Below are 20,467 nucleotides of genomic sequence, written 5' to 3' on the forward strand. Positions count from 1 at the left end.
GGTCAGGCTGCTGGAACCAGCCTTTCCGCGCCCATGCGGTAGGAGATGGCACTGGCCAGATGAATGCGACCCACCTTGTCGCTTCCATCGAGATCCGCCAGCGTGCGGGCCACTTTCAGGATACGATGATAGGCGCGGGCGGAAAAATGCATCTGCTCGCTCGCATCGCGCAAAAGCTTCAGTCCTGCCGCATCCGGCTCCGCGACCTCCTCTATCAGTTTGGCCGAACAATAGGCGTTGGTCATGGAGGGTTCCAGACCGAGCGCGGAATAGCGCTCGCTCTGTACTGCGCGGGCGCGGGCGACGCGTTGCGCGACCGCCCCGCTTGTTTCCGAGCGGGACGGCTTGATGAGATCGAAGGCGGAGACAGCGGGCATATCCACCCGCAAATCGATACGATCCAGAAGCGGGCCCGATATGCGGGCCTGATAATCAGCCTGACAACGCGGCCCGCGCGCGCAGACATGCCCCGGTTCGCCCGCCATGCCGCAACGGCAGGGATTCATGGCGGCGATCAATTGAAAACGCGCCGGATAGCTGGTGCGGTGATTGACGCGGGCAATCAGACATTCGCCGGTTTCAAGCGGCTGGCGCAGCGAATCCAGCACCTGCGGCGAGAATTCCGGAAACTCATCCAGAAACAGCACGCCATTATGCGCAAGCGATACTTCGCCGGGCCGTGCGCGCAGTCCGCCGCCAACCATTGCCGCCATTGATGCCGAATGATGCGGTGCGCGGAACGGACGACGGTCCGACAGTTTTCCGCCCGAAAGCTCACCCGCAATCGAGGCGATCATCCACACGTCCAGCAATTCGCGCGGAGAAAGACGCGGCAGAATGGATGGCAATCGCTGGGCGAGCATGGATTTGCCTGATCCAGGCGGCCCCACAAGCAGCAAATTATGGTTGCCAGCGGCGGCGATTTCAAGCGCCCGCTTGGCGGTCTCCTGCCCCTTTATGTCGGCAAGATCGAGTTCCGTTTCACCGGAAATCCGCATGGATGGTTCGGGCCGGGTCAAAACCTGCGTGCCGCGAAAGTGGTTGGCAAGGGCGATGAGGCTGCGCGGTGCCAATATGTCGATGTCGGCCCCCGCCCATGCTGCCTCCGGACCGCAGGAATGGGGGCAGATAAGCCCTTTCTCCTCCCGGTTAGCGCCGATTGCAGCGGGCAGGACACCCGCCACCGATGTTATCGAACCGTCGAGCGACAATTCACCCAGAACGAGATAGGACTGGATCGCATCCGCTGGAATGGCGCCAATCGCCGCCATAAGCCCGACGGCAATGGGCAAATCATAATGCGACCCTTCTTTCGGCAGGTCAGCAGGCGCCAGATTGACCGTCACCCGCTTGGTTGGCATGGACAGGCCGGAAGCATGCAGGGCCGCCTGCACCCGCTCCCGGCTTTCCGCCACAGCCTTGTCCGGCAGGCCGACGATGGACATGCCCATCTTGCCCGGCGCCACCATCACCTGCACGTCGACACGCACAGCCTCTATGCCCTGAAAAGCAACCGTCCCAACCCGCGCGACCATGTGCCCCCGCTCGCCACGCACCACATCTCTCAAGTGAGTTAAAGTCCAAATACAACTCAGAGAGTTAAGCACGAGCGAGCGGCGAATTCAAGAACAATAAGAGAACGAAGTGAGGGCAGTTCCTACCGCTTGGCTTCCACCGCCTCCCAGAACAAGGCCGCAATGTTGGTTCCGTCGAAACGCTGGATTTCGCGGATGCCGGTTGGCGAGGTGACGTTGATCTCGGTCATGTAGTCGCCGATCACATCGATGCCGACCAGAATGAAGCCGCGCTCTTTCAGCGATGGGCCAATGCGCTCGCAGATCTCGCGTTCACGCGGCGTCAACTTGCTCTGTTCGGCACGCCCACCGACATGCATGTTGGAACGGGCATCGGTTTCCGACGGCACGCGATTGATTGCCCCTACCGGTTCGCCATCGATCAGGATAATGCGCTTGTCGCCAGCACGCACGTCCTTCAGATAGCGCTGCGCAATGAACGGCTCCTTGAACAGCTGACCGAACATTTCCAGAAGCGAGGTCAGGTTGCGATCGCCATCGGCCAGATGGAACACGCCAGCACCGCCATTGCCGTAAAGCGGCTTCAAGATGATGTCGCCGAACTCGCGACGGAAATCCATGACTTCCTGCGGGTCCTTGGTGATCAGCGTTTCCGGCATGAGGTCGGGAAACTCCGTCACGAAGATTTTTTCGGGACTGTTGCGCACCCATGCCGGGTCGTTGACCACTAATGTCTTCGGGTGAATCCGCTCCAGAAGATGAGTGGTGGTGATATAGTTCATGTCGAAAGGCGGGTCCTGACGCAGAAGCACCACATCCATTTCCGACAGGTCGCGACGAATTGGCTCGCCCAGCGTATAGTGATCACCCTTGATGTCGCGCACTTCCATCTTTTCGAGGCGGGCGGATACGACGCCATCGCGCATTGAAAGCCGGTCCGGCGTATAATGGTAAAGCTCATGACCGCGCTTCTGCGCCTCGAGCGAAAGGGCGAATGTGGTATCGCCCGCGATATTCAACGTGCTGATATGGTCCATCTGGACCGCGACTTTGAGAGCCATGATTTCCTCGCGATTCGAAGTTGCGGGAAATCTAAAACGGAATGACCAGGCAACATAGTCCTTTCTCCCAATCCGGCGTGGGCTGCGCTTGCGCCTTTTCAATGTGTGAAGCTGAACTGGATCAGTTTTCTTCCATTGTCTATGCTGGCACTGTAGCTGCAAATCGCTGCTGGCGTTTCGGGAGGAAAATGTGACCGTTGTTAGAACTACGCTGTTCGCCGACCATGTAGCAGAACTGGGCGAAGGCCCCGGCTATGATCCCTTGAGCGGAAATGTCTGGTGGTTCGACATTCTCGGTCAGAAACTGATCGAGAAGAACTGGGACAGCGGCGAAACCCACGTCCATGCGCTCGGCATGAAAGCGAGCGCTCTCGCCGTGATCGACCGCGACCGGCAGTTGATCGTCAGCGAACACGGCCTGTTCATTCGTGAGCGCGCCAATGGGCGCCTCACCCTTCATCACCCGCTTGAAGCAGACAATGAAGTCACCCGCTCCAACGACGCGCGCGTGCATCCTTCGGGATCGTTCTGGATCGGCACGATGGGCAAAAAAGCCGAACCCGATGCAGGCTCCATCTGGTGGTATCGCGAAGGTCAGGTGAAAAAGCTGTTTTCCGGCATCACGATCACCAATTCGATCTGCTTTTCCCCTGACGGACAGATCGCCTATTTTGCCGATACGGATCGCAACATCATCTGGCGGGTTGATACGGACCCCGAAACCGGATTGCCGGTATCCGACAAAAGCGTCTTCCACCACCGAACCGAAGAGGGCGGTGTCGATGGCTCGGTTGTTGATGCCGAAGGCACGCTGTGGAATGCCTGCTGGGGCGGCAGATCGCTCAATGCCTATTCACCGCAAGGCCGCCTGATCCGCTCCGTTCCACTGCCTGTGGGCCAGCCATCGTGCCCAGCTTTTGTCGGGCCGGATGCGACGGCGCTGATCGTGACGAGCGCCCATGAAGGCCTGGACGATGAGGCCCGCCGGTCCGATCCCCATGCCGGAAAGGTATTACTGCTTGATCTCACAGTTGCCGGACGGCACGATCCGCCAGTTCGGCTTTGAATAGCAAATAAAAAGGGCCCTTGGGGCCCTTTGATCTAAACACCTTCGACGATGATGATCTCGCCATCGGCGACTGTCTGCCGGATCGCCTTCGCCGCCTGATATTCCGGAGAATTGTAGCAATCGAGCGCGTGCTGCATGGTCTCGAATTCGATGATCACATTGCGCGCGCGGCCCGGCCCTTCAACGGCTTCAGCCTTGCCGCCGCGTGCGATGAAATTTGCGCCATAACGCTCAAATGCCGGTTTCGCCGTCGACACATAGTCCTTGTATCGCTCGGGATCACGGACGTCCACGCGGGCAATCCAGTAAGCTTTGGTCATGCTCTCTCCTCCAGTAACTCCTTCACGCAACCGAGCGCATTTCTTCCAGAATGGCAAGGGCCGCCGCTTTACGATCAGTCGCGCCGACAATCGGGCGTGCGACGACCAGATGGCTGGCTCCGGCTTTCAATGCATCGGCAGGTGTCATGACCCGTTTCTGGTCGCCCTTTTCCGAACCGGCTGGACGAATGCCCGGCGTGACGATGGCCATGTCCGGGCCGACCGCCTGACGGATGGCCCCAGCCTCGGCGGCAGAAGCGACAATGCCGCCCATGCCCGCCTCGCGCGCCTGACGGGCCCGCTTCAGCACCAGCGTTTCCGGATCGTCGGAATATCCGGCTTCCCGCAGATCCGCATTGTCCATTGAGGTCAGAACCGTGACGCCCAGGAGGCAGAGGTTTGATCCCCTTGCGGCTTCCACTGCTGCCCGCATCGCTTTCGGGTAGGCATGAAGCGTGAGCATGGAAACGCCCATTTTCGCGACATTTTCGACGCCCTTCGCAATGGTGTTGTCGATATCGAGGAGCTTCATGTCGAGGAAGACTTTTTTCTTCGCCGCGACAAGGCTTTTTGCGAAATCGAGACCGCCCGCGAATACGAGCTGGTAGCCGATCTTGTAGAAGGAAACGGCGTCTCCCAACTCTTCGACTACCTTCTCCGCCTCAGTAATAGTCGGCACGTCAAGGCCCACGATCAGCTGATCGCGCAAATCTGTCGTCGTCATGAGAGTCTCCGTGGTGATTTTTACTCTCTTCGCACAACAGGACCCATTACGAAAGAGATGGAATCAGCTTTTTGCTTCTTCCACCCGCGTGATGAGGCTGCGGCAGACAGCAGAAAGCATCCTGGCGCTGCGCTCTTCTTTCAGCGTTCCATCCTCATTGAACGCCATGGATGCATGACCGACGGAGCATTGCTCCGTGACGATCTGCACTCCGACATTCATCAGCACGGCGCGCAGGTGATAAAGCCCTCGCATTCCCGCAAACACGCCGTCGGAACTCGAACAGAGACCCACCGTCAGACCGGCATAAGGCCTGAATGGTTGGTCGCCATCCTTCGAGATGCGGCTGACCCAATCGATGGTGTTTTTCAGAAGCGGCGGGATCGAGGCGTTATATTCCGGCGAACAGATCATCAGCCCGTCATGCTGGGCAAACAGACGACCGAGCCTCATCGCATTCTCGGGAACGCCATGTTCCTTTTCCAGGTTCTGATCCATGATCGGCAGCGGATAGTCGGCGAGCGTGATGCGTGTGACCTCAGCCCCCTGCATCCGCAACTCCTTTTCGGCTGCATCAGCCATATGTCCGGAAAAAGCGCCGATACGAACCGAACCCGCGAAGACGAGAATACGTGCAGTCATGAAAGCCTCGCGAGAATTTACACCAGTGGGCTGCGATAAACCCAGAGCTGCGCCGGCGGCACGTTCCGCACCACGAAATCATAGTGCTGAACGGTATAATTGCCGCGGCCGGCGGGAACCGGCGGCAAGGGACCATAGGTGATCTGCATCAGGGGCCGTCCACGCGGAATGCGCGAAAGCAGGCTTTCAACGAGCTGGATGCGCCGGTCCATCGGGAAATTGAGCATCGGCACGGCAGAAATAATGCAGTCGAATTTCTGGTCCTTCTTCTCGCCCAGCGCGCTGTCAAGATCGAATGCATCACCCTGAATGATGTTGACCTCCGGAAAGATCGTATTCAGGTGATCCACGAAGTCCTGCGAATATTCGATGGAATAAAGGTCGGCAGGTTTCACGCCCTGTTTCAGGATCGCCTTGGTGATGACGCCCGTACCCGGTCCAAGTTCAAGAACCGGAAGGCCGGAACCGGTGTCGATGACGCTCGCCATGCGGCGCGCGGTAACGGAACTCGTGGGCAGGATGGCGCCGACAGCTTTCGGCCCGTCTATCCATCCCTTGAAAAAACGAATCTCCTCATCGAACTTAGCGGCCAGTTTCCTGCCGAGCTGTCCTGCCATTCTCGCTGCTCCCATTGTCGTTATTGGACAAGTTTATGCCGCTTTGAATTCCCTAAGCAAGGCGTGAATAAGGAAAAGAACAAAAAAGGGAGCCGAAAGGCTCCCATTTCTATTCTCCGATACCTTCGAAGAATTCTTTCATCCTTGAGAAAAACCCGGCTGATTTCGGGCTATTCTCCTGCGAGGAAAGTTTTTCGAACTCTTCGAGCAGTTCGCGCTGACGCTTGGACAGGTTCTGCGGCGTCTCGATGTCGATCTGTATATAAAGATCGCCGACGGCTGCCTGCCGCAGGACCGGCATGCCCTTGCCCTTGAGGCGGAACTGCTTGCCGTTCTGCGTGCCTTCCGGAACCTTGACCCGCGTCTGGGTGCCGTCGAGCGTCGACACTTCGAACTGGCCGCCGAGCGCTGCCGTCGTCATCGAGATCGGCACCTTGCAGTAGAGGTCCGAGCCGTCGCGCTGGAAAAACTCATGCGGCTTGACTGAAAGGAAAATGTAGAGATCGCCCGACGGGCCGCCGCGCATGCCAGCTTCGCCTTCACCGGCCAAACGGATACGCGTACCATCCTCGATGCCTGCCGGAATATTGACCGACAGCGAACGTTCCTGCGTGACGCGGCCCTGGCCGTGGCACTTGCCGCACGGGTCCTTGATGATCTGCCCGCGGCCGTTACAGGTCGGGCAGGTGCGCTCGACCGAGAAAAAGCCCTGGGCAGCGCGGACGCGCCCCGAACCCGAACACATGGTACAGGTGGTCGGCTGTGAACCGGCCTTCGCGCCGGAACCGGAGCACTCGTCACAGGTGATGGACGTCGGAACGCGGATCTGCGCGGTCTTGCCCGCATAGGCTTCTTCCAGCGTCACTTCCATATTGTAGCGAAGATCGGCGCCGCGTTCGCGTCCGCCATTGGAGCGACGGCGACCGCCGCCCATCATCTCGCCAAAAATGTCCTCGAAGATATCGGCAAAGCCGCCACCGCCGGCAAAACCGTTGCCGAAACCGCCGCCCATGCCGCCATTTTCAAAGGCTGCGTGGCCAAACCGGTCATATGCGGCACGCTTCTGCGGGTCCTTCAGCGTTTCGTAAGCCTCGCCGATTTCCTTGAACTTGCGTTCAGCTTCCGGATTATCCGGATTGCGATCCGGATGATATTCCATGGCGAGTTTGCGAAAGGCTGTCTTCAGCGTCTTGTCGTCTGCTGTTCTTTCAACACCCAGAGCTTCGTAGTAGTCGATCTTCATCAGTTCGTTATCCCGGCGACAGGAACGCGCCTTTTGCTTTCACGGACATCGTATCCCGAAACCGGTCCCCAGATTCGTGCGACACGCCCCGAAGCGTTCAACACTTGTCAGGGGCCAGCGTTTCCAATTGTTCATCAATCGAAGTGCCTTTCCCGACCCATATGTCGGAGGAGCACTCCGGGTTTCAGTATCAACACCCACTTTGCCCGAAACCGTCTCGTGCTTTTCAAGATGTATGCAGGCCAGAGCGATTTTTCAAATGGAGGCTTTGCCCGATATTTCCATCGGTATTCCACCGACACCGGCCAACATGCAGGCTTATACAAAACCTGCGAATATGAACATCTCGAAAATTGGCAAAAGCCCGGGGCAAACCCCGGGCTTGAGCGTATTAAGCCTGAAATTACGACTTCTTCTTGTCGTCATCGATTTCTTCATAATCGGCGTCGACAACATCGTCGTTTGAAGCCTTCTCTTCGCTACCGCCGGCAGCACCGGTTTCAGCAGCCTGAGCGGCCTCATACATGGCCTGACCGAGCTTCATGGAAGCTTCGGCGAGCGTCTGGGTCTTGGCCTTGATGTCGTCGGCATCATCGCCCTCGAGCGCGGTCTTGAGGCTTGCAAGCGCATCCTCAATGGCCTTCTTGTCGTCAGCCGAAACCTTGTCACCATATTCGCTCAGCGATTTTTCGGTCGAGTGAACGAGGCTTTCGCCCTGGTTCTTGGCTTCCACTGCCTCGCGGCGCTTCTTGTCGGCTTCGGCATTCGCCTCGGCGTCCTTGACCATCTTTTCGATGTCGGCATCGCTCAGACCACCGGATGCCTGAATGCGGATCTGGTGTTCCTTGCCGGTGCCCTTGTCCTTGGCCGTAACGTTGACGATGCCGTTGGCGTCGATGTCGAAGGTCACTTCGATCTGCGGCACGCCACGCGGTGCGGGCGGAATGCCGACGAGGTCGAACTGGCCGAGCATCTTGTTGTCGGCAGCCATTTCACGCTCGCCCTGGAAGACGCGGATCGTCACGGCCGACTGGTTGTCTTCGGCGGTGGAGAAGGTCTGCGACTTCTTGGTCGGGATCGTGGTGTTGCGGTCGATCAGACGGGTGAACACGCCGCCCAGCGTTTCGATGCCGAGCGAAAGCGGGGTCACGTCGAGTAGCAGAACGTCCTTGACGTCGCCCTGTAGAACGCCGGCCTGAATTGCCGCGCCCATGGCGACGACTTCGTCAGGATTGACGCCCTTGTGCGGTTCCTTGCCGAAGAAGGCCTTAACGACTTCCTGGATCTTCGGCATACGGGTCATGCCGCCGACCAGAATAACCTCGTCGATTTCGCCAGCCTTGAGACCGGCATCCTTCAGCGCAGCCTTGCAAGGCTCGATGGTGCGCTGGACGAGATCGTCGACCAGGCTTTCGAACTTGGCGCGCGACAGCTTGATGGCAAGGTGCTTCGGACCGGTGGCATCCGCCGTGATGAACGGCAGGTTCACTTCGGTCTGCTGCGAGGACGACAGTTCGATCTTGGCCTTTTCGGCAGCTTCCTTGAGGCGCTGCAGAGCGAGCTTGTCGTTCTTGAGGTCGATGCCGCTTTCCTTCTTGAACTCGGAAACGAGGTATTCGACCAGACGCATGTCAAAGTCTTCACCGCCGAGGAAGGTGTCGCCGTTGGTCGACTTCACTTCAAAGACGCCATCGCCAATTTCAAGAACCGACACGTCGAAGGTGCCGCCGCCAAGGTCGTAGACAGCGATGGTCTTGCCATCGTTCTTGTCCAGACCGTAAGCAAGCGCTGCCGCAGTCGGTTCGTTGATGATGCGCAGCACTTCAAGACCGGCGATCTTGCCGGCATCCTTGGTTGCCTGGCGCTGAGCGTCGTTGAAGTAGGCCGGAACGGTGATGACCGCCTGCGTGACCGTTTCGCCGAGATAGGATTCAGCGGTTTCCTTCATCTTCTGAAGGATCATCGCGGAGACCTGCGACGGGGAATATTTCTTGCCGTGGACTTCAACCCAGGCATCGCCATTGTCGCCCTTGACGATCTGGTATGGAACCAGGTCCTTGTCCTTGGCGACCATCGGGTCGTCAAAGCGGCGGCCGATCAGGCGCTTGACCGCAAAAATGGTACCTTCCGGATTGGTGACGGCCTGACGCTTTGCAGGCTGGCCGATGAGACGTTCGTCACTATCGCTGAATGCAACGATCGAAGGGGTTGTACGCGCACCTTCGGCATTTTCGATGACCTTCGCGTTCTTGCCGTCCATGACGGATACGCAGGAGTTGGTCGTTCCCAGATCGATACCAATAACTTTAGCCATATTTCTCTCCATTCAGCAAACCGCCAAGACCTCTACCGAGCGTTCCATGGGCGGTTCCTATCGGTTTCACAATGCTCTTTTCACGATGCATATCCGGATACCGGTCCCGGTTTCCAGACGCACATCAATGCCCTGTGCGAGGCGTATATAAGAAACGCGGTTTTTCACTGCAAGTCACAAGAACCGGACAAAGACAGATTCCTTGCCCGATATTCCTTACAGGATCAACGGACTGTCTCGCTCCCGCCGGTTTTGCCCGCACGATAGATCGCGTCGATGAATTTCTGGTTCGCACTGGAATTTTCGAGCGAGAACAGCCGCGCATCCCCATCGCCGCGTGCGGCCCGCACAAAGCTTTCGGCCTGAAGCTGGTAATGATTGACATCACCGAACGACCATTCGCTGGCTCGTGTGTGTCCGGCATCGAAAAGCGCGATGCTGCCGTGGCCATATTTACCGGTATTGAACGGCGCATAGACTTCGATGAAACCCTTGTCGCCATGGAAAACCATTGTCTGGCGTCCTGCAAGCTGCGTCGCGACGTAGAAGGTCAGATCGAAGCCGTCGAAACGGGCCGAAACATTGGCATAGCGGTCGGTGCCGAAGGCGGGATCATATTCCACCGACGCCTGGACCGACAGCGGTTCCTGACCAGTGACCATACGGGTGACGACGGTCGGATAGACGCCGATGTCCGGCAGAGCACCGCCGCCCAGTTCCGGCTGGTTGCGCATATTGTCTGGATCGACGTTGAAGTAGGAAAAGACACCCTGCACATGGCGGAGCCTGCCGATGGCGCCTTCGGCCAAAAGTTCGCGCAGCTTGATCCACTGGGGATGGTAATAGACCATGAAGGCTTCGGCTATCGTGACCTGATGCTTGTCCCGGGCCGCGATGAGCTGGTCGATATCGTCGGCCTTGAGCGCAATCGGCTTTTCGCACAGGACATGCTTGCCCGCTTCGGCTGCCTTGCGGCTCCATTCGATATGCTGCGAAGTCGGCAGCGGAATATAGACGCCGTCGACGGCGTCGCTTGCGAGGAGCTCCTCATAGGAACCGAATGCCAGCGGCGCACCAAAGCGGTCGGCAACCGATCGGGCACGTGACTGATCACGGCTTGCGATGGCATGAACGACGCCATTTTCGGACGCGCAAAGTGCGGGAATCACCTGCGTGACACCGATCCTGGCGGTGGAAAGAATACCCCAACGAAACATGCAATTCCCTCGTTCTTATGAATTCACTCTGGCGCGTCCCAGCCCTGAACGGTCAGTTCCGGCCAGAATTGCAGCGCGCGGGCCGCCTTGATTTCATGCGTTTCGCGGTTATCGATGGCACGATTGGGCCGAATGCGAAACGAAAAAATATCGTCGAGACCGAAAGGAGCGTGGATGTTGAGCCCATCCTCTGCCGTCTCGCCGTCTTTGGCCAGCCTTGCCCCTACGCAATGGGCGATCGTCGAATAACGCTCTATGGATTCGGTCGCGGAACGAAGCGGCGGATAAGGCTGTCCGAAACGCTTTTCGAACCACAGATGCACCCGTGCCTGATTGCGTATCTCGACGGGAAGCGGAAACCCGCGAAAGACCTCGGCGCCCCGTGCGATAACCGCATCCTCCGCTTCCCAGGAAAGATCGCCGCCGTCGAAATAGATGATGTCGAGATCCTTGATTCCATGCAGGTTGGGCCGTCCGGTCAGCCGGTTCCAGATGGTGTTGTAGAGCGCGCCCGAGACGAGCCAGGACCCGGACGCCTTTACGCCCAGGTCTTGCAGCCGATGCAGCGCGTCCGCCAGCATCGGACTTTCCAGCACCATATGCGAAAAGACATTCCGCTGCTGTGAAGGCGAGAGACCAGCGTAGCGCAGATGCTCCGGCAGCGTGTTCATCTGTCGGTTCCTGTTCCATGGCGATAAAAGTCGATGAATGCGCGCAAGGCCGGGCGCATCTGGCGGCGGCTTGGATAATAAAGGTGGAAACCCTCGAAGGGCGCGCACCAGTCTTCCAGAACCCGGACCAGCCGACCCTCGGCCAGAAAATCCCGCGTATAGTCCTCGAACAGCCAGACCAGTCCCGCACCGGCGAGCGCCGCCTCGAGCAGTATGCCGTTGTCGTTGGCGATCAACGGCCCTTCGACGCCGATTTCCACGATCTGACCGTTCTTCTCGAACTCCCAGCGATAGAGCCGCCCTCCCGGAAAGCGCTGACGCAAACAGCGGTGCCGCGCCAGATCGCGCGGATGCGAAGGGGCCGGACGGGCTTCGAAATAGGCGGGCGATCCCACCACGGCGCCACGCTGCGGGCCGCCGAGTCGCACCGCGATCATGTCGGCTTCCAGATTTTCGCCAAGCCGCACACCCGCATCGAAACCGGCAGCGACGATATCGGTGAAGGCGTTGTCAATGCGCAGGTCCAGAGTGATGTCGGGATAGAGCCGGGCGAATTCACCAAGGCGAGGCGCAAGTATCAACTGCGTGGCGACGAGCGGGGAGGAAATGCGCAGGATCCCCGCCGGGCGGTCCTTGGTTTCCAGCGCCGCGCCCAGCGCCTGATCGATTTCCGCCAGCGCGGGCGCAAGCCGCTCCAGAAGCCGACGGCCCGCCTCCGTTGGCGCGACGCTGCGCGTCGTGCGCGCCAGAAGGCGCACGCCCAGACTGTCCTCCAGCGTGGCCACCGCATGGCTGACGGCAGAGGGGGCAATCGCCAGTTCCCGCGCCGCGCCGCGAAAACTTCCATGCGCGGCAACGGCAGCAAGAACGGCAAGCTGTGACAGTTGGCTTCGATTCATTGTTATAAATTACAGAACAACCCGTGAAAATAAATCGGTATTATCGAACTGATCGCCCTGTTTTATGGTTCACGGCATGATCCCTCCGGACTGCAGCCGCCCCGAATGTGTCTCCAGCCGGTTCGCCTCCCGATTTCCCGCACAAATTTCAGTACTTTCAATCAGTCATTCGAAAGGAACTACAATGCAACAGCGCAAACTCGGCCCGCAATTGAGCGTTTCCGCCCTTGGTTTCGGCTGCATGGGAATGACCTATGCCTATGGCGGACAGGACGAGCAGGACGCGATCCGCACACTGCACCGCGCCGTCGATCTCGGCGTGACTTTTTTCGATACGGCGGAGGTCTATGGCCCGTTCGAGAACGAGAAACTCGTCGGCAAGGCGCTGAAGCCCTTCAGGGAGCGGGTGACGATTGCAACGAAGTTCGGCTTCAGGATCGAAGACGGGCAGATGAAGGGTGTCGATAGCCGTCCCCAACATATTCGCGACGTGGCCGAGGCTTCCCTGAAGCGGCTCGGTATCGATGTGATTGACCTGTTCTACCAGCACCGCGTCGACCCGTCCGTGCCGATCGAAGATGTGGTCGGCACCTTGAAGGACCTCATCGATCAGGGGAAGATTCGGGCGATCGGTCTTTCCGAAGCGAGCGCCTCCACGCTGCGCCACGCGCATGCGGTCCATCCCATCGCCGCGCTGCAAAGCGAATATTCGCTATGGGCTCGCGATCCGGAAGATGGTGTTCTGCCGGTCTGTCGCGAACTCGGTATTGGTTTCGTCCCCTATAGCCCGCTCGGGCGCGGCATGCTGACCGGCACGGTGCGCTCGCAGTCGGACCTTGCAGAAGACGATTTCCGCAAGACGCTGCCGCGTTTCCAGCCGGGCAATCTGGAAGCCAACAACCGGCAGGTGGATCGCATCGTGGAGATCGCGCAGGAAAAGCAGGTCACGCCGGCACAACTGGCGCTGGCTTGGGTATTGAGCCGGGGGGATTTCATCGTGCCAATCCCCGGCGTGCGCAAAATCCGCCATCTGGAAGACAATGTGAAAGCCGTCGAAGTTGTGCTGACGCCGGAAGAGCTGCAACGCCTGGACGAAGTGTCCACGCCGAACCTGATTGCAGGCGAGCGTTACAACGAACACCAGCTTGCGCTGACCGGCCTCTGATTGGATGCCCCAAACAAAAAGGGAGCCCCACGGGCTCCCTTCCTCCTTACATCCGGCGCAAGGCTGGTGGAGCGAGCGTCAGAAGACCGCCCAGCGTCATGGCGAAGCCCACCCACAGCGGCGCATGCAGGCCATAGCCGGCCTCCATCGCCTGTCCGCCGATCCACGGCCCGAGCCCGAGACCGATATTGATGACCGATGCATGCATCGCGTTCACCAGCGCTCCGGGATGAGCGATCCGCATCACCCGCGCAATGAAGGCGGGGTTGAGGGCAATGCCCGTCAGGCCGATCATCACAATGGCGAGAATTGCAGCGGGCTTCAATTCTGCGAAAAGCGCAAAAATCAGCATGGCAGACAGCATCAGAACGAGGCCGATGGCGATAGTCGGGATCGTGTGGCGATCCGCAAAGCGCCCGGTGACATAATTGCCGACGATATTGGCGCCGCCGTAAACGGCAAGCAGCAATGGCACCTGCATGGCCGAGAAACCTGCAAGCTGCACCGTGATCGGCGACAGATAGCTGTAGACGGCGAAGGAAGAACCGATGACCAGCGCGCTTGTGGCGTAGGCGGCCCAGAGTTTCGGCTTGCGCATTTCCTTCAGTTCGGAACGCAGATCGGCCTGCGGCGCATCGGGTGAAGATTCGATCTTGATTGCAATGACGAGCGCACAGGCGAGGATCAGAACAACAATGGCCCAGAAGCTCGCCCTCCAGCCGAACGCATTGGTGATTGCCGTTGCGATGGGGACGCCGAAGACGGTGCAAAGCATGAGGCCTGCGAAGACGAGCGAGGAAGCGCGCCCGCGCAGTTCCGGTCCGACAAGCTGCGCCGTGATGGCAAGCATCAGCCCGAAGCTCGTTGCCGCAGCCATCCCGGTCAGCACACGCGCGATCAGCAGAACCTGAAAACTGCTTGTGGAAGCGGCTACACTTTGCGCGGCGGCATAAAAGACCAGCAAAAGCAGGAGCCCGCGCTTGTTCTCGATCTTCAGCGCCAGAAACAATATCGTTACCAGCGGCCCGCCGATCATCATGCCCAGCGCGTAAAGCGAGATGAGATTGCCGATATCGGCAATGGAACGGTCGAACGCCACCTGAAGGGAGGGCAGCATTCCCGAAATCATGAGTTCGGAAGTCGTGAGCGCAAAAACGCCGAGACTGAGACAATAGACGACGAGCGGGATTGCCCGTGCCTTTTGCGCGGACGCAGGGACCCCTTCCGCCGCCAGGGCAGAATCGCACGTATCGTTCATGGGACGAATCCTATTTATATAGTATTGATTACATAATTAATATCGACTTGCCCGAAGGGGTCAAGAGAATTATATAAGGATGATTATAGAAAGGGAGAAAAATGGTTCCACGCGGACGTCCGCGCAGCTTCGACCGTGATGCGGCGCTGGACAAGGTGATGAAGGTTTTCTGGGCCAAGGGCTATGACTGCGCCCAGATCAACGATTTCACGACCGCCATCGGCATCACGCCGCCAAGCTTCTATGCCGCCTTCGGCAACAAGGAGCAGGCATTCCGTGAAGCTGTCGACTATTATCGCCGCACCATCGGTGCCGTCCCTTTCGACGCGCTTGAAAATGCGCCCACCATTCATGACGGCCTGCGCCAATGGCTGGAGAAATCCGCCGACAGCGCCTTTGCCTGCCCGGCGGGCGGCTGCATGATCAGCGTCTGCTCGATCCAGTGCAAACCGGAGAATGTGCCTGTGAAGGAATTTCTCCAGGCCATCCGTCACGCCAATCACGAGCGGCTTTCAAACCGCCTGCAGCAAGCGGCAGCCGCGGGCGACCTGCCAGCCGACGCCGATATCGTGCAGATGACCGAATTCTATCACATGATCCAGCAGAGCATTTCTTTTGAAGCCCGCGACGGCAATTCGCGCGCCGCGGTACAAAAGATCATCGATATGGCATTGATGGCCATTCCCACCCGTGTGAGCGGCAAGCCTAGAGCGGTTCCTGTTCTGACACAATCGCCGGAACCGCTCTAACTGTTTGTTTTATCGCATTATCCAACGCATCGAAGCGGGATAAGAAATCAGTCCAGTGAACTGATTTCCCCGCGTAGACGTTTCACAGTTTTGCTGGAAATGCTCTAATCTCGTCAGTTGAGCCACTTGTCACGGATCGCATCAAAGCTGCCATCCCTTTTTGACAAGTCGATCCACTGGTCGACGAATGCGGCCCAGTATGGATCGCGCTGTATCCAGTAAGCCTTGTCGATATGGTTGAATGGCTTCTCCACATCAACAGCGCATAGAATGCCGGGATGCTGCTTCTGCTGATAGTACGTTTCCGCGCCGTCGGTAATCATCACATCGCCCTCTCCGGCGGCAAGCGCATCAAAGATGCTCTTATTGTCCTTCCACGGGATGATTTGCGCCTGTTTGATATTGTCGTGGACGAAGATCGAATTCGTTCCGCCCGGATTGGCGATAACCTTGACGCCGGGCTTATCGATCTCGGCAATTGTCCTGAATTTATCCTTGTCGGCGCAGCGTGCAATCGGGGCCTTCCCATCCTCCACATAGGGACGGGAAAACAAACCGATCTTCTGCCGCTCCAGCGTGATGGAAACACCACCCATCGCGATGTCGAACTTGTCGTCGCGAAAATCCTGCGTGAGTGTCGGCCAGGATGTTTCGACGATTTCCAGACGCGCACCCAGAGCCTTTGCCAGACTTTGGGCCTGATCAATACCAAGTCCGGTGAACGCTCCGGTCTTCGGGTCCCTGAAGCTGAACGGGCTGTAATCGCCCGGTGTGCCAACTTTCAGCACACCGCGGGCCATGATTTCATCCAGCCTTGATTGTGGGGACGCCGTACTGAAAGACAACCCAGAAAGAGAAAATAAAAACAAAATGAATACGGCCTGAAAATAGCGCATATCTATCCTTTTCCGGCAATTATAAACTCAAAAAAATTTATTGCATAATTCCACGATCATATTTCCGAATGCAAAAAGCGCCAGCCCGAATTCATCGGGGCTGGCGCTTTCAACTTCATCACATGGCGGTTTTACCCGCGAAGAACGCCGCCGGTCTGTTTGGCAACGCTTGCCACAACCTGTTTCGACAGCGCTTCCAGATCTTCATCCGTCAATGTGCGGTCTTGCGGCTGCAACAGCACTTCGACCGCAATAGACTTCTTGCCTTCGCCGAGCGATGCACCCGTGAACACGTCAAAGACCTGAACGCCGACAATCAGCTTCTTGTCGGCAGTCGAGACTGCCTTCACGACATTGCCCGCCTCCACGTCTGCATCCACCACGAACGCGAAATCGCGCTTGAGGCTCTGGAACTGCGAGAGGTTGAGCGCAGGCTTGGTGCGTGTGGATTTAGCCTTCGGCTCAGGGATCGCGTCGATATAGACTTCGAAGCCGCAAAGCGCGCCCGAAACATCGAGCGCTTCCAGCGTATCCGGATGGAACTCGCCGAAATAACCAAGCACGACCTTGGGCCCGAGTTTCAGCGTACCCGAGCGGCCCGGATGGAACCATTCGGGACCGCCAGCCTCGATCTGGATGCGATCTACCGGCGCACCGGCGGCCTCCAGTGCTGCGAGCGCGTCGGCCTTGGCGTCGAACACGCCGACGGGCGCGGCATTGCCGGCCCAGAAACGGCCCGAGCCGTCGACCTTGGCCGTACCGCGACGCACGCCACCCGCAACGCGACGCTGGCTATCCGAGGTGTCGCCTTCATAGATGCCTGAGACCTCGAACAGCGCCGTATCGCCAAAACCGCGATCTGCGTTGCGCTGGGCAGCGGCAAGCAACCCCGGCAGCAGCGACGGGCGCATGTCCGACATATCGGCCGCGATCGGGTTCGCCAGCTCCAGTTCCGGCTTACCGCCGCCAAACGCCTTCGCCTGCGCTTCAGAAATGAAGGAATAGGTCACAGCTTCCATCATGCCGCGCGAGGCGAGCATGCGGCGGGCATGACGCGTCCTGATCTGCAATGTCGTCAGGATACGGCCGTTGACCGCGCCATGGCTTGGCAGCGGCTGTGGGTCGATCCGGTTGATGCCGTGAATGCGCATGACTTCTTCAACGAGGTCGGCCTTGCCTTCCACATCGCCGCGCCATGACGGAACAATTGCCTTGATGACCTTCCCATCGCCTTCGACCCCGAAGCCCAGGCGCTTCAGAATATCGAGCGACGTTTCGTAGGGCACGTCGATGCCCGTCAGGCGCTTGACTTCCGACACCGGGAAATCGACCACGCGCGGCTCCGGCTTGCCATAGCCGACAACATCGAGAACCGTTGGCTCGCCGCCGCACAGTTCCAGCACCATCCTGGTCGCGATTTCTGCTCCGGGCACCATCATTTCCGGATCGACGCCACGCTCGAAGCGATAGCGCGCATCGGTAACGATGCCGAGTTCGCGACCCGTGCGCGCGATCATGCGCGGGTCCCACAGAGCGGACTCGATCAGCACATCGGTGGTGTTCTCATCACAGCCCGAATGTTCGCCGCCCATGATGCCGGCAATCGATTCGGGGCCGTTTTCATCGGCAATCACATACATGCCGGGCTTGAACTTATATTCCCGCTGGTCGAGACCAAGAATGGTTTCGCCATCCTTCGCAGCACGCACCGTCAGATTGCCCTTGACCTTGGCCGCATCGAAGACATGCAGCGGACGGCCCTGATCGAAGGTCACGTAATTGGTGATGTCCACCAGCGCATTGATCGGACGCAGACCAATCGCCTTGAGACGCTGCTGCATCCATTTCGGGCTTGGGCCATTCTTGACGCCCTTGACCATGCGCAGCGCGAAGCCGGTGCAGAACGGGTGCTCCGCATCCTGATCCAGAATGACCTTGACCGGGGTTTCGCCCTCGCCCTTCACGACTTCCGGCAGCGTGTTCTTGAGCGTGCCGAGACCGGCCGCTGCAAGATCGCGTGCGATGCCATGAATGCCGGTGCAGTCTGCGCGGTTTGGCGTCAGGCCAATCTCGATCACCGCATCGTCCAGCCCGGCATAGGTCGCAAAGCTGGTGCCGACCGGAGCATCCTCGGCCAAGTCGATGATGCCATTGTGTTCGTCGGAAAGCTCCAGCTCGCGCTCGGAACACATCATGCCGAAGCTTTCAACACCGCGAATCTTGCCGACGGAAAGCGTGACATCCAGGCCGGGAACATAGTCGCCCGGACGGCCCAGAACACCGACCAGACCGGCCCGTGCATTGGGGGCACCGCAGACCACCTGAACCGGCTTGCCGTCGCCCGCATCGACGGAAAGCACGCGCAGCTTGTCGGCATCCGGATGCTGGACTGCCGTCAAAACCCTGGCGATCTTGAAGGCCTTGAAAGCTGCGCGGTCATCGACCGATTCCACTTCCAGACCGATATCGGTCAGTTTCTCGACGATTTCGTCCAGTGTCGCATCGGTTTCAAGGTGATCCTTGAGCCAGGAAAGCGTGAATTTCATGATCGTGTTCTTTCCTAAATTTCAGCGTTTGAGCACTTCGACCACGCGAAAGCGCTCGCAAAGCAATTTCATGTCCGGAGAGAAGCCGCCGTTGCGGCGAAAATAGGCTTCGTGCCCTTTTCGCCAGTCATCCAGTGGGCCTTCCCCCTCATCTTCCGCAAACGCGGCATCAACTTCATCAAAGCGGCGGACCGTCAGTTCGACGGTTTCTATCACCACGGCAGGGCGGCCCCGACCGTCCAGAACCACATCGCGACGTCCGATGACCGGCATCGGCTCGCCGTCTTCCCCGAATGAGGCAAGCGCGGCACAGGTCGCGGTCTTCCGACCCGCGAGCACCAGCGCAAGCAGCTCATCGGCGAGTTCCGGCGAATCGCCAAAGGCGAAGGTCACGGCATCGCGATAAGGTTCGGGCAGTTGCATCATGCGCTCAGTCCGCCGAAAAGCGTCGGAATGTCGAGCGGACGGAAACCGTAATGTTCGATCCAGCGCACATCGGCGTCGAAGAAGGCGCGCAGATCAGGCATGCCGTATTTCAGCATTGCGATGCGGTCGATCCCCATGCCCCAGGCAAAGCCCTGATAAACGTCCGGGTCATAGCCGGAAGCGCGCAGCACATTGGGATGCACCATGCCGCAGCCCAGAATTTCGAGCCAGTCATTGCCTTCGCCGAACTTCACATGCGGGCCGGAACGGTCGCACTGGATGTCCACTTCAACCGATGGCTCGGTGAAGGGGAAGAAGCTCGGGCGCATGCGCATCTTCACCGAAGGCACTTCAAAGAAGGCCTTGCAGAACTCTTCCAGAACCCACTTCATGTTGGCGACATTCGCCGACTTGTCGACCACTAGTCCCTCCACCTGATGGAACATCGGCGAATGGGTCGCGTCGGAATCCATGCGGTAAGTCTTGCCGGGGATGACGATGCGGATCGGCTCGTCGCGGCCTTCCTTGTCGCGGATCGCAGCAAACTTCTCCATCGTGTGCACCTGCACCGGCGAGGTATGCGTGCGCAGAAGTTTGCGCTCGCCTTTCTCGTCCGCATTGAAGAAGAACGTGTCGTGCATTTCACGCGCCGGATGGCCTTCGGGGAAGTTCAGCGCGGTGAAATTGTAATAGTCGGTTTCGATATCCGGGCCTTCGGCAATCGAGAACCCCATATCGGCGAAGATTGCCGTGATCTCGTCGATCACCTGCGAGATCGGATGAATGCGGCCGCGCGACGCAGCGCTTTCACGCACAGGCAGCGTTACATCGACCTTTTCGCGCTCAAGGCGCGCTGCAATCGCCTGACGGCGCAGTTCCGTCTTGCGCTCCGTCAGCGCCTCGGTGACCCGGTTCTTCAAGCCGTTGATGGCCGGCCCCTGCGCCTGGCGTTCCTCCGGCGTCATGCTGCCCAGCGTCTTCAGCTTTTCCGAAACCGAGCCCTTCTTGCCCAGGGCCGCGACACGCACGGCTTCAATCGCCGGCTCGTCAGCCGCCGCCGCGATGTCTTCGAGAATCTGCCGTTCGAGTTGTTCTAGATCACTCATTGTTTAAAT

Annotated in this window: 19 protein-coding genes; 3 read left to right on the forward strand and 16 right to left on the reverse strand. The window is 58.8% G+C overall.

All coding sequences use genetic code 11. The features are described from left to right. Positions 1-2 precede the first annotated feature (2 nt). Together ACOWVS_RS10505 and gshB are read right to left on the reverse strand one after the other, a co-directional pair. Complete coding sequence (locus ACOWVS_RS10505) at positions 3-1,535, reverse strand: YifB family Mg chelatase-like AAA ATPase (protein ID WP_021587602.1); 1,533 nt, start codon at positions 1,533-1,535, stop codon at positions 3-5. 122 nt (positions 1,536-1,657) lie between these two features. After that, positions 1,658-2,596: a glutathione synthase gene (gene gshB / locus ACOWVS_RS10510; protein ID WP_021587601.1), complete on the reverse strand. Its 939-nt coding sequence runs from the start codon at positions 2,594-2,596 to the stop codon at positions 1,658-1,660. 190 nt (positions 2,597-2,786) lie between these two features. Between gshB and ACOWVS_RS10515 the strand changes: the two genes are divergently transcribed. Then, positions 2,787-3,662: an SMP-30/gluconolactonase/LRE family protein gene (locus ACOWVS_RS10515; RefSeq protein ID WP_021587600.1), complete on the forward strand. Its 876-nt coding sequence runs from the start codon at positions 2,787-2,789 to the stop codon at positions 3,660-3,662. A gap of 35 nt (positions 3,663-3,697) precedes the next feature. Here ACOWVS_RS10515 and ACOWVS_RS10520 read toward each other — a convergent pair whose 3' ends face one another. From ACOWVS_RS10520 to ACOWVS_RS10560, 9 genes are all read right to left on the reverse strand, one after another. Continuing rightward, positions 3,698-3,985 (reverse strand): DUF1330 domain-containing protein, encoded by a 288-nt coding sequence (locus tag ACOWVS_RS10520; protein WP_006472613.1) that lies wholly within the window; start codon positions 3,983-3,985, stop codon positions 3,698-3,700. A gap of 22 nt (positions 3,986-4,007) precedes the next feature. Further along, on the reverse strand, positions 4,008-4,709 hold the full coding sequence (pyrF, locus tag ACOWVS_RS10525; protein ID WP_021587599.1) for an orotidine-5'-phosphate decarboxylase: 702 nt from the start codon (positions 4,707-4,709) through the stop codon (positions 4,008-4,010). Positions 4,710-4,772: 63 nt separating this feature from the next. Next, a complete protein-coding gene (locus tag ACOWVS_RS10530; protein WP_021587598.1) occupies positions 4,773-5,351 on the reverse strand; it encodes an NADPH-dependent FMN reductase in 579 nt (192 codons plus the stop codon). 17 nt (positions 5,352-5,368) lie between these two features. After that, the gene (pmtA, locus tag ACOWVS_RS10535; protein ID WP_006472612.1) at positions 5,369-5,968 is read right to left on the reverse strand and encodes a phospholipid N-methyltransferase PmtA; all 600 of its coding nucleotides are present in this window, start codon (positions 5,966-5,968) and stop codon (positions 5,369-5,371) included. A gap of 109 nt (positions 5,969-6,077) precedes the next feature. After that, positions 6,078-7,211 carry a molecular chaperone DnaJ gene (dnaJ, locus tag ACOWVS_RS10540; protein ID WP_006468111.1) on the reverse strand — a complete coding sequence of 378 codons (1,134 nt, stop codon included), beginning with the start codon at positions 7,209-7,211 and terminating at the stop codon, positions 6,078-6,080. A gap of 403 nt (positions 7,212-7,614) precedes the next feature. After that, the gene (gene dnaK / locus ACOWVS_RS10545) at positions 7,615-9,525 is read right to left on the reverse strand and encodes a molecular chaperone DnaK (RefSeq protein ID WP_021587596.1); all 1,911 of its coding nucleotides are present in this window, start codon (positions 9,523-9,525) and stop codon (positions 7,615-7,617) included. 224 nt (positions 9,526-9,749) lie between these two features. After that, a complete protein-coding gene (locus ACOWVS_RS10550; RefSeq protein ID WP_021587595.1) occupies positions 9,750-10,742 on the reverse strand; it encodes a Gfo/Idh/MocA family protein in 993 nt (330 codons plus the stop codon). Between the two features lie 23 nt (positions 10,743-10,765). Then, entirely contained in the window at positions 10,766-11,413 is a 648-nt protein-coding gene (locus ACOWVS_RS10555) for a nucleotidyltransferase family protein (protein ID WP_021587594.1), read from the reverse strand. Then, entirely contained in the window at positions 11,410-12,312 is a 903-nt protein-coding gene (locus ACOWVS_RS10560) for a LysR family transcriptional regulator (RefSeq protein ID WP_021587593.1), read from the reverse strand. The genes ACOWVS_RS10555 and ACOWVS_RS10560 overlap by 4 nt, the downstream gene beginning before the upstream one ends. A 184-nt stretch (positions 12,313-12,496) precedes the next feature. Here ACOWVS_RS10560 and ACOWVS_RS10565 point away from each other — a divergent pair, with 184 nt between their 5' ends. Beyond that, the gene (locus tag ACOWVS_RS10565) at positions 12,497-13,477 is read left to right on the forward strand and encodes an aldo/keto reductase (RefSeq protein WP_021587592.1); all 981 of its coding nucleotides are present in this window, start codon (positions 12,497-12,499) and stop codon (positions 13,475-13,477) included. 46 nt (positions 13,478-13,523) lie between these two features. On the opposite strand, the gene ACOWVS_RS10570 is transcribed toward ACOWVS_RS10565, so the two are convergent. Then, a complete protein-coding gene (locus tag ACOWVS_RS10570; RefSeq protein ID WP_021587591.1) occupies positions 13,524-14,735 on the reverse strand; it encodes an MFS transporter in 1,212 nt (403 codons plus the stop codon). A 101-nt stretch (positions 14,736-14,836) separates the two neighbouring features. Between ACOWVS_RS10570 and ACOWVS_RS10575 the strand changes: the two genes are divergently transcribed. Then, on the forward strand, positions 14,837-15,484 hold the full coding sequence (locus ACOWVS_RS10575; RefSeq protein WP_021587590.1) for a TetR/AcrR family transcriptional regulator: 648 nt from the start codon (positions 14,837-14,839) through the stop codon (positions 15,482-15,484). Between the two features lie 113 nt (positions 15,485-15,597). Here ACOWVS_RS10575 and ACOWVS_RS10580 read toward each other — a convergent pair whose 3' ends face one another. The 4 genes from ACOWVS_RS10580 to pheS all read right to left on the reverse strand — a co-directional run bounded on the left by ACOWVS_RS10580 (position 15,598) and on the right by pheS (position 20,458). Then, positions 15,598-16,284, reverse strand: coding sequence for a transporter substrate-binding domain-containing protein (locus ACOWVS_RS10580; RefSeq protein ID WP_345567095.1), 687 nt, complete (start codon positions 16,282-16,284; stop codon positions 15,598-15,600). A gap of 227 nt (positions 16,285-16,511) precedes the next feature. Then, positions 16,512-18,926, reverse strand: a complete 2,415-nt coding sequence (gene pheT / locus ACOWVS_RS10585; RefSeq protein WP_075041822.1) for a phenylalanine--tRNA ligase subunit beta — start codon at positions 18,924-18,926, stop codon at positions 16,512-16,514. Between the two features lie 21 nt (positions 18,927-18,947). Next, the gene (locus tag ACOWVS_RS10590; RefSeq protein WP_021587587.1) at positions 18,948-19,352 is read right to left on the reverse strand and encodes an ASCH domain-containing protein; all 405 of its coding nucleotides are present in this window, start codon (positions 19,350-19,352) and stop codon (positions 18,948-18,950) included. Then, on the reverse strand, positions 19,349-20,458 hold the full coding sequence (gene pheS / locus ACOWVS_RS10595) for a phenylalanine--tRNA ligase subunit alpha (protein ID WP_021587586.1): 1,110 nt from the start codon (positions 20,456-20,458) through the stop codon (positions 19,349-19,351). Before pheS ends, ACOWVS_RS10590 begins: the two co-directional genes overlap by 4 nt. Between the last annotated feature and the right edge of the window lie 9 nt (positions 20,459-20,467).

This window comes from Brucella sp. IR068 (assembly GCF_049065885.1).
GTDB lineage: Bacteria > Pseudomonadota > Alphaproteobacteria > Rhizobiales > Rhizobiaceae > Brucella > Brucella intermedia.